Here is a 17,201-nt window from a genome sequence, read left to right as displayed (position 1 = left end):
AATAGTCATTTTAAAGTAAATTCGGGGTTTTCATTGGGGGGGGAGAGGAATAGACGAAACCTACTCCTCCCGATGTTTGCTAAATTTAAGGAGTTAATCGACGGTCTCTGTAGTTCCGCTATTACCCTCGCATCCCTTCTTTTTGCCTAATTAGCGTCCTCTAGTTCCCTTACTAGGTTTTGCCTCTAAGAAGAGGCTGATTTATCAGGGCGGCGAAGCCGGTTTTCTTACCAGTCGCGGAGACTAGGCATCTGGTTCTTATCTGAATCAGTTCAAGAAGATTTACGAAGTATCCGGGGCTGTTGGCATTTGGGATTATCGTTTTTTCTGCAAGCTGTTCAAAAGCTATACAGGCAGCACCCCGACACAATACAAGAATAAACAAGGATAGCTGTGGTTAGCGCCGTCATGTTCACTGTGACGGTTTTTGTGCTTTTTATGAATTAAAAGGACTATATAAAGACTTGTCTTTAATGTAATTACTATTTAAAATATACATAGAAGAAGGAAGGAATGATCAACCGATGTCGGAGAAAAAGCTGAAAATTGGCCTTATCGGTCTGGATTCATCGCATGTAGTCGCATTTACCGAATTGCTGCATGATCAGAACCATACTTATCATATACCTGGCGGAGAAGTTATCGTCGCCTATTCCGAGGTTTCGCCTGACTTTGAGATGAGTTACTCCCGTGTGGAAGGCTTTACCGAACAAGTACGCAATCGATTTGGCGTCAAAACCGTTAATTCCTTGGAAGAAGTTGCGGAGACGTGCGATGCGATTCTGCTAGAGTCAGTGGATGGACGCATTCATTTGGACCAATTTCGCCGTATTGCCCCTTATGGCAAACCGACTTTCATTGATAAGCCCTTTGCTCTTACTTCTCAGGAAGCGAGAGAGATAGCTGATTTAGCTCATAAGCATGGGGTGCCGCTGATGAGCTGTTCGGCGCTTCGTTATGCGGAGAGCTTTACGGAGGCGTTGTTAACAACCGAGCATGGCCCTGTTATCGGGATGGACTGCTATGGCCCAATGGCATTGCAAGCTACGCAGCCCGGCGTATTCTGGTACGGGATTCATACGGTGGAAATGCTGTATAGAGCGTTGGGTTCAGGTTGCGTGCAGGTTTCTGCCGTATCGAATGAGCATCATGATGTGATTACAGGCCTCTGGGAAAATGGGACTATCGGTACGATTCGTGGGAATCGTCAAGGGAATTCGGACTTTGGGGCGCTGCTGCACCGGGAAAAGAAGACACAATTCATCGATGTCTACGGACATCCCAAATCGTATTATGCCAGCTTGCTTGAGCAGATTATGAGCATGTTCGTTACGAAAAAAGCGGATATTGAGCTCACGGAAACGCTGCAAATTGTTCGGTTTCTGGAGGCGGCTAATGAAAGTCGTGAATCCGGTCGACCGGTCATTTTATAAAGATAACAGAAAAGAAGGGACTCCTATGCAAAAAGCAGAATTAAGTGTAGCGGTGCTTGGCGCGGGAATTATTGCCAAAAATCATTTCGACGCGATCCAGAAAACGAATGGCTTCGTGGCTTGTGCAGTCGTAGATATCCATCTCAAAAAAGCCGGGGAAATCGCGCAAAGCTACAATATTAAGGCGTATAGTGACTATAAAGAAATGATAGACACGGAGCATCCGGACGTTGTGGTCATTGCACTGCCGCATTTTTTGCACAAAGAGACGGCTATTTATGCGGCTGAACGAGGGTGCCATCTGATGTTGGAAAAGCCAATGGCACTGTCCGTAGCGGAGTGTGACGACATCATTGAAGCCGCACGCAAGGCGGATATCCGCATTCTGGTCGGCCATACCCAACATTATATAGCGGAAAATAGAGCTGCCAAAAGCATCCTCCAAAGCGGAGAACTCGGGAGCTTAGTGATGATCAATGATGTGCGCCACACGAATTATTTCCATGAATCCAGACCACAATGGTTTCTTGAGAAAGAGAAGTCGGGCGGCGGTATTTTAGCCAATCTCGGTACACATTCAATCGATAAAATTCAGTGGCTCACCGATCAAGCCGTAAACAAATTAAGGGCATCTGCCAGTTTCCATGGAAGTCGCGGGAACGTTGAAGGAAGCGGTCTGATTTACCTGGAACTGGAGGGCGGAATTCCTGCGACTATCTCGCAATCCGGTTATTTGGGATCTTCTCGCAACGAAACGGAATTGATTTTCACTGGAGGCATGTTGAAACTTATGACCGGTGACAGTTTGTGGATCAGCCGAGGGGGACCGTATGAGCAAGTGGATATTGGAGATAGCAGCCCCCCTTTCGAATTGCAGTATATGGATTTGCTCACAGCTATACAACAGCGCAGTGAAACAAGCTGTTCACCTGCCTATGCGCGAGGGGTTATCGCTGCACTGGAGGCTGTGTATCGTTCCGCTGAAACAGGGCTGGAGCAAATTGTTGAGAAAAGCTAAGTGTAAACGGGTAGCTTTGTCTACTGCAGGTTGATGGACAGAAGATAGACAGATAGATATATAGATAGATAGATAGATAGATAGACAGGCAGGAAGGCAGGCTGGTTGGCAATAGCAGCTTGCTGTGCAGGCACAAAAAAAGCCTTTTCTCCCGTTAAAAGGGAGAAAAGGCTTTTTTGCGCTATCATTTATCTGGTTTGGGGTGACCGAGGAGTTACCCCAGCTGCCTCGCGCTTTGGGAGGGAACTACAGGCCGCTATTCTAGCAAAAAATGCCATTATCGCGAGGTTGAGGGAACTACAGTCCGCTATTTTGCTGTTTCAACGGGAAATTCAGCGCTTTTTGTGGAAATAAGACCCTGTAGTTCCGCTGTGAGCCTCGCATTCCTGCTATTTGCCTAAATAGCGCACTGTAGTTCCCCCTAACAGGAGTTGTCGTTTTGAAGAGACTAATAGCCCAGAGCGGAGAAGCCGTTTTTCTATGTTGCGTTCTATGCGACAATCCGTGATGATAAAGACAAATGAATAAAAAAAGGCAAGGTTCGCAAGAATGTCCTGTTTCGAGTCAGACTCGTGAAATTCTATAATGAGAGCGTATCCAATATGAATAGGCAAACGAGGGGGAAATGGCAATGAAACAAGGAAGAAAATACGGCGCCGTATCGGTAGGTTCCATCATGCTGTTATCGTTAATCGCAAGCGCTTGCAGTAATTCTGCCGATAAGCCGGGGGCTTCAACTGCAGCTACGACTGCGGCTGGTACGACTGCTAAACCGACAACTGAGGTTGCTGTTAAGCCTTTGACTAAGTATGATCCGCCTATTGAAGTAACGACAGTACGTTCGGTGGATGCTGCATTCAAGTATGCTGCAGGGGATTCCATTGACAGCAATATTTGGACGAAAATCTTTGAGCAGGATTACGGAATCAAAGTCAAGAATGTGTGGTCGGTGGATGGTACGCAATATCATCAGAAATTAAACGTTTCGATCGCTTCCGGCGACATTCCAGATTTCCTCGAGGTGAATAAGGAAGAAATGAAGCGTCTTGCGGATGCCGGGATGCTGGAGGATTTAACCAAAGTATGGGAGCAGTACTCGACCCCGTTCTTGAAGAGTTTAATGAGTCAAGACCAAGGCATCGGGTTAAAGGCAGCCACGATTGACGGCAAGCTGCTGGGCATTCCGCATACGTTTAGTAACGGCGGTGTCAGTACAGCAGAAATGCTCTATGTTCGTACCGATTGGTTGAAGAAACTGAACCTGCCTGAGCCGCAATCGATGGATGATGTATTCAAAATCGCTACGGCATTTGCCAAGCAAGATCCAGACGGCAATGGCAAAGCAGATACAATCGGACTCGCGGTCAACAAAGATTTCCTCGACTACGGACATGGCTCGCTGCGCGGTTTCTTTAACAGCTATCATGCTTTTACCGATATTTTCATTAAAGATGCGGCTGGCAAGATTGTCTATGGATCTGTTCAGAAAGAACTCAAGGAGCCTCTAAAGAAGCTTCAGGAAATGTATAAAGACGGCATTCTCGACAAGGAATTTGGCGTTAAGCCGCCGGCCAAAATTCAAGAAGACGTTGCGGCTGGCCGTGTTGGTTTAGCTTACGGTTACGTTTCTGATGCCGGATACATCCAGAAGGAAAGTCATACGAAGGACCCTAAAGCCCAGTGGAAAGCATTCCCGCTGTTATCCATCGACAGTAAACCTGCTGTACCGCAGTTGTATGATACGGCCAATACCTTCTATGTGGTTAAAAAAGGATCAAAACATCCGGAAGCAGCGATTAATTTAGCGAATATTTATACAAATCGTTTCTATGAAAAATCGTATGCACCGGATCCAAATCCGTTTATTACCGACACCAAAACCGGTGTTATGCCAGCTAAATATGCGCCGGTTGCGCTCGATCCGCTTAACTTGAACCTGGAGGCTTTTGGCTTGGTGCAAGCAGCAATTAAAGCTGGTGACGGAAGCAAACTCGGCTTCCCGGCAAGCATTCATTTCGACCGTGTGTCGAAATATCTTGCTGGCGATGATTCCCAGTGGGGTGGTAATTTTGTTATGGGCGAAGGCGGCTCCTACAGCGTCATCGACAAGTATAGCAAGGCGAAGCTTGGCCAGTATAATCTGTTTCTAGCTCCTGCAACGCCGACCATGTCCGAGAAGCTGCCGACAATCAAGAAAAAAGTCGCAGAGACATTCACTAAAATTATCATGGGCGACTCCTCCATTGATGAGTTTGACAAATTCGCCGATGAGTACAAAAAGCTGGGCGGCGATAAGATCGATCAAGAAGTCAACGATTGGTACGCGAAAAATAAATAGATGATCTGAAGTGAAGACCCTCAAGCTGAGCTTGGGGGTCTGGTTTTTTTCACCAACGAGACAATTTTGTTTTACTTGCTTTTTATTGTCGAAGGAGGCTGTGTTATATCCAACGGAAGCAATATTTTGTATAGTGAAAATTAGGACGAAGAGGTGAGGGGTTAAACGCATGGATTTGGGCAAAAGACGGTTTTCGATACTTGGCAAATTAATCTTGACCTTTTTAATCGTAATCTCACCCATGTATGTGATTGGAACCCGTATTAATGAATGGGGAGCACAGCTTGTCCGCAATGAAATTTCCAAATCACTGCAATCGCAGATCCAGTTCTATCGAACTTCGCTGGAAAATGAAATTGACCGGATGGGCCGCATCCAGCGTCAATATGTGAATGATGAGGACCTGGTATCTCTGAGCGTAACGCCTGAGAGCTTGACGGAATATCAGAAGCTGGTCACGGTCAAACGCTTTCAGCAGCGACTCGTACTCTTGAAGGAATCGAGTATTTATATAGCCAAGGCAAGTGTTTATATCCCGCCGATCAACAAAATCATTTCATCAGAAGAACTGGCAGGAACACTGCCCAGAGAGCGGCTGGATGCGTTGAAGCGGGATGCCACTTCTTTGCACAAAGGGCTTTTTTACCTCGATGACAATCGCTTATATATGAGAGAATATTATCCGAGCAATCAGTTGATAGATGGACGCGACCCGGTATTCGTGCTGGAACTGGAGCTATCCATTCCAGCTATGCAACAGTACCTCACACAAATTTCAAATTATGAGCTTGGCGGTGCTGCCATCGTGAAAGACGACTGGGACCTCGTCAATACGCAAAATAACGAAGCGTACGCGATCATTAGCAAAACGGTCCGCGAAAGCATGACAACCTGGCGTGATCAGCCCTCTCAAGCGACTCCAGTTGAGAATCACATTGTCACGGTTGGCAAGCAGAGACTGCTGACTGTCGCTGCTTATTCGTCTTCATTAGACCTTTCTGTACTGGCGTTTGTTCCAGAAAAGGCTGTCATGGGACCGCTTGAGCATTACCAAATCTATCTGTGGCTCATTTCCTTTATTGCATTAATCGTTATTGTTTTGTTCTCCTATTATGTATATCGGATTATTCATCGGCCGCTCAGCAGACTTGTTCGGGCTTTCCGCAAGGTGGAATCCGGTGATTTGCAAGTCGAGTTAACTTACAAAAGCAGCGATGAATTCAATTATTTATATGAACAATTTAATAATATGGTAGCGCATTTGAAAAAACTGATCTTTGAAATCTATGAGCAAAAAATTCGCGCCCAACAATCCGAGCTCAAGCAGCTCCAATCGCAGATCAACCCTCATTTCTTATACAATAGCTTTTATTTGCTGTATCGAATGACGAAAGCGCATGACTTCGATAATTCAACACGGTTTACGAAGTTTCTGGGTGATTATTTCCAGTATATGACGCGTAATGGCAGCGAAGAGGTGCCGTTGGAACGAGAACTCAGTCATGTGCGTGCGTTTGCCGAAATCCAAACAATCCGCTATATGAATCGGATTACTTTCACCATGGAGCCGCTGCCGGACGCGTGCAAGATGATCATCGTGCCTAGACTTATTTTGCAGCCAATCGTAGAAAATGCTTATCATCATGGCTTTGATCTGGATCATACGGATCGCCATCTTCGCGTCTATGCGACGCATAGTGAACTGGAGGACGGAATGTCTTTAGTCGCTATTCATGTGGAAGACAACGGACAGGGGATGACGGAGGAAGAGCTGCGGACTTACAAAGCCAAAATGCTCGATGAGGATGCTGCCGAAGAAATTACCGGAATGTTGAATGTGCACCGCAGATTGCGGCTGAGATTCGGCGAGAAAGCGGGGGTTCACCTAGCATCCCGAGAGGGTGGGGGATTAATTGTCTCCGTGTGCATTCCGGTCGCCTATTCAGATAACACCATGATGAACCATGATTAAGAAGGACGTGATCCCATGTTGACGATGATGATTGTTGATGACGAGCCATTGGCCGTGCACTATTTGACAGAAACTTTGCTGGAACTGGAGGATATGGAGTTTGAAATTGTCAAAGCCCACTCGGGGAAGGAAGCGCTGGAGAAAATGGAAGCCGGCAAAGTGGATATCCTGCTGACAGATATCCGGATGCCGGGGATGAGCGGAATGGAGCTTGCCGATATAACGCGAAAAAGGTGGCCGCGATGCCGCATCATCTTCCTTACAGGCTATGACGATTTCTCGTATGCGCAGACGGCGATTCGCAAGGGTGGGATTGATTTCGTCCTCAAAACAGAAGGTGATGAAGCGATTATTTACGCCGTAGAGAAGGCGATTCAGGACATTGCGCTGGAAATTGACCGCGAAGAGATTCTGCAGCGGTCCAGGGATCAGCTGCGCACAGCTTTGCCGACGATCCGCAGAGACTATATGCTGCAGTTGATTCATGGCGAGACAGAAGCGCTGCCCGTTCGGGTTCGCCGTTTCGAGGAGCTCTCGATCGGCTTGGATGCAAGCCGAGCTGTCTTGCTCGCAATTGGACGCATGGATGAGTGGGGATCATTCGCCGCTCCTGCGGATCAATCGCTGTTGTTCTACTCCGTTCATAATATTGCCGAGGAATATTTGAAAGGGTCGCTTGCGCTCATCGCGCTTCCGTATGATCGCAATCGGTTTATTTGGCTCGTGCAGCCAACCGATCCTGCGGACAATCAGCCGCTGCAAGAACAAGCGCTCCGTTCGCTTGCTGGTGGGGCCGAACTCGTTCAGGCCGCTTGCCGCCGGCTGCTCAAGGTGCCGGTCTCCTTGATGCTGGCCTCCAGCTTCTGCAGCTGGGAGTCTTTGATGCAGCGCATAGAGCAGCTCAAGCTGCAGTTGGCCTACGGTGTAGGGAAGGGGCATGAGATGCTGCTGACCGAGCAGCCGAATGCGAACAAGGAAGAGCAGCGGTCCAGTCGTGACTTCTATGACGAGCATGATCTGCGCATTCAATTGCGGAAGCTGGAATTACTGGAAGCATATTTGGATAACGGGGAAAAGGAAGCCTGTGACCATCTGTTTACGGAACTCAAAGATGCGATTCGGTTGCTCGCCGCCAGTTCCTCTGGGGAGGCACTCGGTTATGAAGCGTTCTCGCATTTATCCGCTTTTTTGCTGACGTACATCAACAAACGGCACCTGATGCCGCAGCTAGGAGGTTCGTTTCGAATCGAGGAGTTAGTGAATCCTTTTCTGCATAACGATCCGCTCGCTGCTGTGCACTATTTGGCAGGAATCGGTCTATCTCTGGCGGACTACAACGGACTAAAAAAAGCGGAGCGCACAAGCGACATGATCGGCCAAATTCATCATTACGTACATGCTTTCTTGCAAGAAGAACTGTCGTTGACACGTCTGGCAGAGCTTGTGTATCTCAGTCCCCCTTATTTGTCGAGGATGTACAAACAGACCACAGGTCAAGGGCTGCTTGACTATATTACCGAGGTGCGCATTCAACGGGCGAAGACACTGCTAATGACAAGCGAGCATAAAATTCATGAGATTGCCGCACTCGTCGGATTGGAATCTGCCCCCTATTTTACAAGGCTGTTTAAGAAGATAACGGGCATCACTCCACAGGTGTATCGGGATACCATACTAACTGGTTAAAATAAGGCAAGACCCGCAATAATGTCCCGTATCGCAAGCCTGCCCGTTGATTTTATAATAAATATATGGAAGAGGTTGGAGCGATTCCAGCCTCTTTTTTCATCCGGTAAGGGGGGAAAGATGTGAACAGACTAAAATGGAAAGCGCAGATGCCCTTGCATTTGATGCTCATTCCCGGATTGGCAGCGATCCTCATTTTTCAGTATTATCCGATGGCTGGCATCGTTATTGCCTTCCAGAAATTCATGCCTACGCAAGGATTGTTTCATTCCAAATGGATCGGTTTGGATAACTTCCGTTATCTAGTGGAACTGCCCGATTTCTACCGTGTGCTGTGGAATACCATTTATATTGCGTTCATGAAAATTATTGTTGGACTCGTAGTGCCCATTGTCATTGCGATCTTGCTCAACGAGGTGCGCAAAGAAGTTTTCAAAAGGCTGATTCAGACATTGGTGTACCTGCCGCACTTTCTATCGTGGGTCATTCTGAGCGGGATCTTGCTCGATGTGCTTTCGCCCAAAGATGGGATCGTGAATGCCGCCCTGCGCGCACTCGGCTTGCAGTCAATCTTCTTCCTCGGAAGCAATCACTGGTTTCCCATCACGCTTGTTGTGACCAACGAGTGGAAGGAGTTCGGTTTCAGCACGATTGTGTATTTGGCCGCTATCCTGGGCATTAACCCCGCGCTTTATGAAGCAGCGACCATGGATGGCGCGAACCGGTTTAAACAAATTCTCCATATTACGCTGCCGGGAATGGCGCCGATTATCGTGCTGCTGGCTACGCTCAGTATCGGCAATGTGATGAATGCGGGCTTCGAACAAGTGTTTAACCTGTATAGTCCAGTGGTTTATGAAAGCGGAGACATTATCGACACCTTCGTCTATCGGATCGGTATGATCGATGCTCAGTACGGCGTTGCGACAGCTGTTGGTTTATTCAAATCGCTTGTTTCCTTGATTCTTATCTCGGTTTCGTATGTATTGGCTTATCGCTTTGCTAACTATCGCATTTTTTGAGCAGAAGGGGGAAGATCGTGATGAACAAGAGTGCCTCATGGGCATTAAGAAGCTTTACCGTTGTGAACTATGTGTTTCTGATTGGTATATCAGTCCTGTGCGTGCTGCCATTAATTCATTTGCTAGCGATGTCGCTAAGCTCAAATAATGCGGTAGCTACGGGGTCTGTTACCTTCTGGCCTGTTGAATTTACATGGAAGTCGTACCAATTTATTATCGAGAAACCGGAATTCATGACCTCTTTTTTCATTTCAGTCAAAAGAGTGTTCCTGGGCGTGGTTATCAATATGGTTTTGACCATTCTGGTGGCCTATCCCTTGTCCAAGGAAGCTGGTAAATTCAAAGGCAGAACGATTTATGTATGGATTTTCGTCTTTACGATGCTGTTCAGCGGAGGCATTATTCCGTTATACATGACTATGCGGTCACTTGGTCTATTGGACACGATTTGGGCCTTGGTCCTTAATTATGCTGTTCCTGTCTATAATGTGGTTATTTTATTGAATTTCTTCCGTGCTTTGCCCAAGGAACTAGAAGAGGCTGCTTTAATTGATGGAGCCGGTGCGTGGCGCACGTTATGGAGCGTTTACCTGCCATTGTCCACGCCTTCCTTGGCAACCCTCACCTTGTTTGCCACCGTATCGCATTGGAACGCATGGTTTGACGGAATTTTGTTCATGAATACGCCGGCTAACTATCCGCTTCAAAGCTATTTGTACACGGTTGTTGTTGGACTGGACACGTTAATTAAAAGCAACACCGACTTGGATGTACTTAATTTGATTTCCGATCGAACAGCTCGCGCAGCACAAATATTTTTGGGCGCTTTACCGATATTGGTCATCTACCCCTTCTTGCAGCGGTATTTCACGAAAGGGATTATTTTGGGCAGTGTGAAGGAATAAGCTAGAACGAATCAATCATTGGTGAATAAGGCACTAGGGAGAAACCGAAGGGGAGTTAGACAAGATGGGTGAGTCCTTGCGAATAGGCAGTCAATTGTTTATTAACAAAGATGATACAGAAGAAGCAGTGAGAGTCTGGGTAAGAAGCATGCAGGAACACGGTCTTACGGTGATTCGGCTGTTTATGATCTGGGAACAGGTGGAACCGCGAGCAGGGGAATGGCAATTTGGTTCCTATGATGCTTGTTTGGATGAAGCTTCAATATGTGGGCTGAAGGTGGTTCCCACGCTGATGTCGATAAGTCCTCCCGGTTGGATGAAATTGACCGATGGCCCGCAATCTGTCACGGATTTGGATGATCCGGCCTACCAAACCAAAGCACGTGGCTATGTGGAGAAGATCGCTCAGCGTTATGGGAACCATCCTGCGCTGGACTCCTGGATTTTGTGGAACGAGCCTACCCGTTATATAACTAAGAGCAAATTTGCTATGCAGGCCTATGCAAGGTACATCCGTGAGAACTTCGATACGATCGAAGCTTATAATCAAATTTCGTATACGCAATACGAAAGCTTCGAGGCGTTGGCAGCGGATGACGATGAGGGGAGTCAGCTGAATGCGCAGCCATTTCAATCTTTTGCCGAACGACTCAGTTGGTCGCGGTTTTCTGTGTACAACATGAATCAGCAGCTGGCTTGGATCAGGGATGTTATTCGGGAAAATGGCTCTAGCCACGAGGTCCACATTAATCCGCATAATCTTGGGGCTGAGATGCAAGTCGGGGGACAATCCATCTGGCAGCAAAGCGAGGTCGTTGATTTCCTCGGTTGTTCGGCGCATCCGATGTGGCATTCGCTCCGCTTTCCGGAGAAGAGGTGGGGACAGTCGGTCGCTTTCTTCGCCGACTTGATGAAGAGCGCAACGCGCCACGCGGACGGGAAATTCTGGGTCACAGAGCTTCAGGGCGGGCTGACATTATACTCCGCCGGCCAAGCTTACACACCATCCAAGGAAGTTATCCGCGAATGGATCTGGGAGGGCTTGGGCAGCGGGGCCAAAGCCGTTGTCTTCTGGTGCTTCAATGCCCGGAATTCGGGCTACGAAGCAGGGGAATGGGCGCTTCTGAACCCGTGGGGCGGTTCATCGCCAAGGCTCGAGGCCGTGAAGGAAGCAGCTGGCGTCATTGCGGAGCATCAGCCATTGTTCGATCTGAGCAAAAGCGAAGCAGCGCGTGTCATGGTGCTATATTCGGAAGCCTCCTGGGCGCTCGGAGCTGTTGAAGGCACTGGTCATGACCCCGGCAATCCGCGCAATGTCAATATGTATGCGGATGCGCTGGCAGGCACGTATCTCATGTTCTCTGACCTGTCTGCGGATGTCATCTTTATCAATGAAGATCGGTTGGTACATGAGGGGATACCGGAAGCGATCCAGGTGTTCGTACTGCCGAATACGATTGTGCTTGGGTTGGCAGAAATAGCAGTACTTAGGGCTTATGTAAGTCGTGGCGGTTTGTTAATCGCCGATGGACTGATCGGAATGAAAGACCGCAATGGCAAATTGGATCCGGCTACGATGCTTGAAGCATCCCATCTGCTGGGAGCTCAATTCAAGGATATTGTAACAGTTGGAGAGCCCTTTAGCATTACTGGACTTGATGGCGCCGAATGGCCGGGTTGGTTTTATCGGCTGCCGCTAGAGCCGCTGGGTGGCGCTGAAGTCTGGGGACGATTCGCAGATGGAAGTGCGGCCATGGTCAAAGAGGAATGTGGATCAGGTGGTCAAGTCATTCGGATAGGCACCAACTTTTTCCAACACTATTTTGCTAAACCGGATGTCCGCTTGTTGTCCCTGCTTCAAGAGCACGCGGGTAAACGCATCGATGGAACTGTCAGGCTGGCGAACAGCCATGCGAATTTGAGGATGAGAACGTTGGAGCATCCCGAAGGCGTTATCTTAATTATTATGAATAAGGGGCATGAAACGACAGCCAACCTGTCGTTTGCGGTAGCAGGTCAACTCAAAAGTCTTACGAAGACGGGGGAAGCGTTGGCCTTGGGAGTGAAAGCGAGTGAGACGCTGCCTTGCCAAATGGCGCAGGAAGATGTGACGGTTCTCTTTTTCCAACAACAACAAGGTCCAAGGAGATGAAGGAATTGCCTACCCATCCTACCAACAAGAAGCTCAAACGGGCTTCATTAGAAATGAGCCTAAAACCTTTCAAAAGTCTAGAACCGTCGGCGATCGACGCCGTCATTACAGAGGCTCTTCGCCAGTGGCAGCCGCTGCTCGATATGGCGGAAACCGCCTCGATGCTGCTCTGGGTTTCCGATGGCAGTGAAATTCTCACATGGAACGATGATTTGAAACAGCCCTTCGAGTGGGCGCGGTATATTGGGTTCGCGAATGAAGAGATGTTCAGTCATGTGTCTGATACAAATGACCCCCATATTGTCAAGCTTTATACGGAGTCCCCGGTTTCATTCACTTACGGGGATCTCAAGCGAGTTATTGCCTCAATTAAGCGGATCGCTAAGCAGCAGTATGGCGTGCAGATGGAGGTTGGAGCCACCTTCGATGCCGGACCGGAATTTGCCTACTCGAATTTCAAATATAAGGACCATCCAGAGATTAATCGCGCAGAGCTCGGCGGAACTTATGTAAATCTGAAATCACACTACACCGTTGTGTGCAGTTGGTCGAAGCTGCAATCCGATGCCGTCAGCTATGCCGCCTATCCGAATGGCATTCCGGAAGATTTGCCGTTCGGCGAGTTTCTTGGCAAGCAATGCCACCATTATTTGCCGGCGCTTGGCTTTGATTACATCTGGTTTTCCAATGGCTTTGCGATTTCGTATTTCCCATGGACATATTTGGGCGCTAATTATGACGGGACCAATCTGGGGATTGCTAATTACGAAGAAATTTCGTCCAAAATGCTTTCGTTTTGGGACATCTTCAAGCGGGAATGTCCTGGCATCCGCACAGAAATCAGAGGCACTAATTATGGAACAGGAATGGATATCGCCAAAGATTATATTCCCATGCTCGATCTTTATGATAGAGAGTATCTCGAATATCCGGCGCCGAATTCGCCATGGGGAGCGCTTAACTATGATTTCGGACTGGAAATAACGGGGCATTTATCCAAAATAGCGGAGATTCCTAAAGATACGTATTTCTACCGGTTCTATGCCAATGATCCTTGGTTCTGGCAAAATCCTTGGTGGGATTACTATGATCGTGAGCCGCACGACATTTATTGTCCACTCGCAGCAGCAAGGGTGAATGCGAATGGCGATGTTGAGCCGCCTGGTGTTGTTCAAATTCTCACGATTGATACGGAATATGGCGAGCTGGATGGCGAAGCTGCGGCGGAAATCCTTCCACACATTCAGAAAGCGTTCAAGGATGCGCCCGATCAACCAGGACTTGTCACATGGCTGTACCCGTTCCGTGAGATTCATGAAGCGGCGAAGGCAGACAATCAGGCAACTGGAAGCATATTTTTCCACGACTGGCTGATTCGCAATGCGATTAATGAAGGCTTGCCGCTGAATACAGTCCTAGGGACGGATACGTTCCGTACGATGAGTGAGGAAGCTAAAGCCAAGATGAAAGGCACCGTGCTGCTTATATCGACATTGGGATTGAGCGCAGAGCGACTTTCTGAGATCGAAGAACTTATTCAAGAGGGCGCTCAAGTCTTATTTTATGGTGATGTCCGCGAACCGGCCTTACTGGAACTGCTGCAACTTACAAGAGCAGACGAGCTGGAAGGGGATTTCCAACTCCATATTTCGTTGAAGCAAGATGAAGTGGACAATAACGAGCCAACGCATCTGCTCAGGCATCGTGCCGAAATTGGTGATGGAGGTCTTGCGCTCACCTTGCGCGCAGGTTCGAATGCGCAGGTTCACGCAGTTGCGACTCAACAGGGAAGGGAACGCGTGTTTGCTATATCGAGAACGGTAAACAAAGGGCGAATGGGCTGGATGCGCGGTTCCTTGCCGTATCAGCCTGCGGGTGTCACTCACTTGCCAGTTCGGCAGCCAGATGAATGCTATGATTCCTCTGTGCTTCTGCGATATATGCTCCAACTGTTTGGATACGCGATAACTCAAAGGAAACAAAATCAGTCTTCGCAATCAGCGCTCTTCTTCGTGTCACGTCACGAGAACGCGTTCTGGTTCACAGGTTGTAAACAAGATACGACAGTGCAATTGCAGTTAGGAACACCGGAAGGCGTGCCTTTATTTCCCGGGCAATCGGTTCAGTTGGGGGAAGCGACAGGGCTGTATGCATTGGATCGAACTTTCCATGAGGAGTGCCGCATCTTCGTCTCCCAAACAGACCGAACAAAGGTTCTCTGTCGGGAAAATCAAGCCTTTCCAACGTGGAAGAGGCAATCCCATCGCAATCTGTCGGTTTGGCATTTAAGCAACGCAGATGTAACTATTTTTCCTCCGGTAGAGGCTTTACAGAACGGGAATGTAGAAGTACGATTGAATGACAAAGAGTATTTGGATTTATCTGGATCCGTACACCAAGACCAGTTACTGCTGAAGGGGATTACAGGTAAAATTGATATACTCTGGTAATCATTGATTTAGTAGGAGTGTGTCAGAGTGGGGATTAGCAGACAGATCGGGGAAACGTTTGTATTCACTGGAACGGAACAACAAATCATGCGGTTTATGCCACTTTCCGGAGAGGGTGGCATTCACCTTAGGAGTCAACCGGGAGATTCTACCCCAGATTCCATCACATACGCTGAGGGAATCGACTATACAGTTGACTATGTGAAGGGAACCCTTACCCGAATAGCGAGTGGGCGATTGCCTGATTGGCAGCAGCATCCGCTTTACGGTTTGCCAAAGTTTGACCATCGTGAATATGCCAATGTTTCTAACCGTTTGTTTACCGTTTATGCGGACTACGATTACGAAGCGCCTAACGAGGGAGAAGCCGCTTTGGGCGGCCTGTCAACCCAATGGACGGACAAGCTGCAAGAGAAAGAGGCTATCTCCTATGTTGTGTTGGGTGACAGCATCTCGGCGGGCGCAGAGATCCTAAATCCGCAGCATACTTTCGCTGAACGTTTCAGAGAGCATCTGCGGAAGCAATTCCCTCATGCGGAAGTAACTTTGACGAATAAAGCCATTAGCGGTGAAGCCAGCCCAAGCGGCTTGCGGCGTCTGCAAGCGGATGTGATCGCAGCTAACCCTGATTTGGTGACAATCGGTTATGGTATGAATGACCAGAATGTGAGTGAATCCGGTGGCAACGGCGTGCCTCTTCAGGCGTATGAACAGAATGTAGCTGCAATGATTGAACGTATTCAGGCGCAGACAGACGCTGTTATTATTTTGATTACACCTTGTCTGCCTAACGCTGAGTGGCATTTTGCCAGCGAGAATGTGACTGACTATGCGGATGCCTTGCGCCGATTAGCCCGAACCTACAAGGTAGGGCTTGCTGATGTTCAGCAACTGTGGCAACAAGAGCTGGCGGCAGGCAAATCACAAGCAAGTCTGCTCATAAATCACATCAACCACCCCAATGAGTACGGACATGCTCTGTACGCGAAGGCGTTGTCGAGCTTGGTATAGGTTTTACTTAAAGAATAAGAGCTTTCCCCAAGGTTGAAATACGGCTTCCTGGGGAAGGCTCTTTTCTTTTTTTACCCATGAAATTTGTGAAATCGTCTATCGGCCATGTTGAAATCAGCATGGTTTTTCGGTTTTTGCTCATATCGCACGGCGGCCCCATCCCTTAGTCTTAGGAAAGAGATGCATCTCACATTTCCTACTACACATTTGGAGGGTCATTTGAATGAAGAAAATGCTCGAAGGCAGATACGAAACCAACAACAGATACACAAGAGCCTGCTGCGACGACAGCAACAACGTATCCGATGAAAACAGATAAAACGCTGACCTATTGGGGAGAAATGAACGGAAATCTTACCGGCGTGAAAACCGCGCATAGCGAGGTGCCTTTCTTCCAAGATTGGCAGAAGAAAACGGGCGTGCCAGTGAAATTCACAGCGCCGCCGACAGGTCAAGTGAAGGAAGCACTTAACGTGATGCTTGCTTCCGGAGATTTGCCGGATATGATCGAATATAACTTCCTGAATGATTTCCCAGGAGGACCTGAGAAAGCCATTAAGGATGGCTACATTCTTAAACTGAATGATCTATTTGATAAATATGCGCCGAATTTGATGAAGTATTTGAAAGAACATCCAGAGGTCGACAAATTGATCAAAACCGATAATGGCAGTTATTACGCCTTCCCTTTTATTCGAGGTGACGACGCTTGTTGACGAAATGTCGCTGAAAATCATCCTCCGCGTTGAATCCCCCGACACTTTCGACAGCTATGTCGGCCAGCTCAAAGCCCTGAAGATCGACCGGGCGATCCAGATCCAGCAGCAAGCGCTGGAACGGGACCGTAAACGGTAGGCGTACGAATTTGTTCTGTTGGTGGAGCTAGATAGAAGTTTGGGAGAACGCATAGAGTAGGTGTAAGGTAAAGTAGCTGATTAGGTTGGACGATGCGGCAGCACGCCCAACTTAGAGGAACCAGGATGCGCTATTTGTGACAAATCGGCAGAAGGCTTCTATTGCGTGGATTCAACCAATATAGAGGATCTACGATTCCTCTGGAGTCTGCATTTGTTCTGTTGATAGAGCTAGATAGAGGGTTGGGAGAACGCATAGAGTAGGTGTAAGGTAAAGTAGCCAGTTTGTTCTGTAACGCTGTTTTACAGCGTTACAGATGCGTTTTCCGCACATACTTCCACTTTAACGCTGTATTTCAA

13 protein-coding genes are annotated in these 17,201 nt (G+C 48.0%); all 13 read left to right on the top strand.

All coding sequences use genetic code 11. The annotated features are described in order from the left end of the window. Positions 1–262: 262 nt before the first annotated feature. The 13 genes from IEY34_RS37920 (at position 263) to IEY34_RS37375 (ending at position 16,842) form a co-directional block, all read left to right on the top strand. Positions 263–391: an AraC family transcriptional regulator gene (locus IEY34_RS37920; RefSeq protein WP_189017353.1), complete on the top strand. Its 129-nt coding sequence runs from the start codon at positions 263–265 to the stop codon at positions 389–391. 133 nt (positions 392–524) lie between these two features. Beyond that, positions 525–1,433 (top strand): Gfo/Idh/MocA family protein, encoded by a 909-nt coding sequence (locus IEY34_RS26350; RefSeq protein WP_189017315.1) that lies wholly within the window; start codon positions 525–527, stop codon positions 1,431–1,433. Then, entirely contained in the window at positions 1,396–2,451 is a 1,056-nt protein-coding gene (locus tag IEY34_RS26345; RefSeq protein WP_229757848.1) for a Gfo/Idh/MocA family protein, read from the top strand. Before IEY34_RS26350 ends, IEY34_RS26345 begins: the two co-directional genes overlap by 38 nt. A gap of 631 nt (positions 2,452–3,082) precedes the next feature. Then, on the top strand, positions 3,083–4,789 hold the full coding sequence (locus tag IEY34_RS26340) for an extracellular solute-binding protein (RefSeq protein WP_189017312.1): 1,707 nt from the start codon (positions 3,083–3,085) through the stop codon (positions 4,787–4,789). 169 nt (positions 4,790–4,958) lie between these two features. Beyond that, complete coding sequence (locus tag IEY34_RS26335) at positions 4,959–6,761, top strand: sensor histidine kinase (protein ID WP_189017309.1); 1,803 nt, start codon at positions 4,959–4,961, stop codon at positions 6,759–6,761. A 15-nt stretch (positions 6,762–6,776) separates the two neighbouring features. Further along, positions 6,777–8,447, top strand: coding sequence for a response regulator (locus tag IEY34_RS26330; protein ID WP_189017306.1), 1,671 nt, complete (start codon positions 6,777–6,779; stop codon positions 8,445–8,447). A gap of 149 nt (positions 8,448–8,596) precedes the next feature. After that, positions 8,597–9,469 carry an ABC transporter permease gene (locus IEY34_RS26325; RefSeq protein WP_189017347.1) on the top strand — a complete coding sequence of 291 codons (873 nt, stop codon included), beginning with the start codon at positions 8,597–8,599 and terminating at the stop codon, positions 9,467–9,469. Positions 9,470–9,489: 20 nt separating this feature from the next. Then, positions 9,490–10,374: a carbohydrate ABC transporter permease gene (locus IEY34_RS26320; RefSeq protein WP_189017303.1), complete on the top strand. Its 885-nt coding sequence runs from the start codon at positions 9,490–9,492 to the stop codon at positions 10,372–10,374. Positions 10,375–10,438: 64 nt separating this feature from the next. Then, the gene (locus tag IEY34_RS26315) at positions 10,439–12,526 is read left to right on the top strand and encodes a beta-galactosidase (protein ID WP_189017300.1); all 2,088 of its coding nucleotides are present in this window, start codon (positions 10,439–10,441) and stop codon (positions 12,524–12,526) included. A 5-nt stretch (positions 12,527–12,531) separates the two neighbouring features. Beyond that, positions 12,532–14,976, top strand: coding sequence for a hypothetical protein (locus IEY34_RS26310; protein WP_189017297.1), 2,445 nt, complete (start codon positions 12,532–12,534; stop codon positions 14,974–14,976). A 27-nt stretch (positions 14,977–15,003) separates the two neighbouring features. Further along, positions 15,004–15,987 (top strand): SGNH/GDSL hydrolase family protein, encoded by a 984-nt coding sequence (locus tag IEY34_RS26305; protein ID WP_189017294.1) that lies wholly within the window; start codon positions 15,004–15,006, stop codon positions 15,985–15,987. A gap of 305 nt (positions 15,988–16,292) precedes the next feature. Further along, on the top strand, positions 16,293–16,703 hold the full coding sequence (locus tag IEY34_RS26300; protein WP_189017291.1) for an extracellular solute-binding protein: 411 nt from the start codon (positions 16,293–16,295) through the stop codon (positions 16,701–16,703). Between the two features lie 4 nt (positions 16,704–16,707). Continuing rightward, positions 16,708–16,842, top strand: coding sequence for a hypothetical protein (locus IEY34_RS37375; RefSeq protein ID WP_268240183.1), 135 nt, complete (start codon positions 16,708–16,710; stop codon positions 16,840–16,842). Positions 16,843–17,201: the final 359 nt, after the last annotated feature.

This window comes from Paenibacillus marchantiophytorum (assembly GCF_014640555.1).
Taxonomy (GTDB): Bacteria; Bacillota; Bacilli; order Paenibacillales; family NBRC-103111; genus Paenibacillus_E; species Paenibacillus_E marchantiophytorum.
The sequence above is the reverse complement of the archived record's forward strand: the minus strand, read 5'-3'. Positions and strand labels throughout refer to the sequence as shown.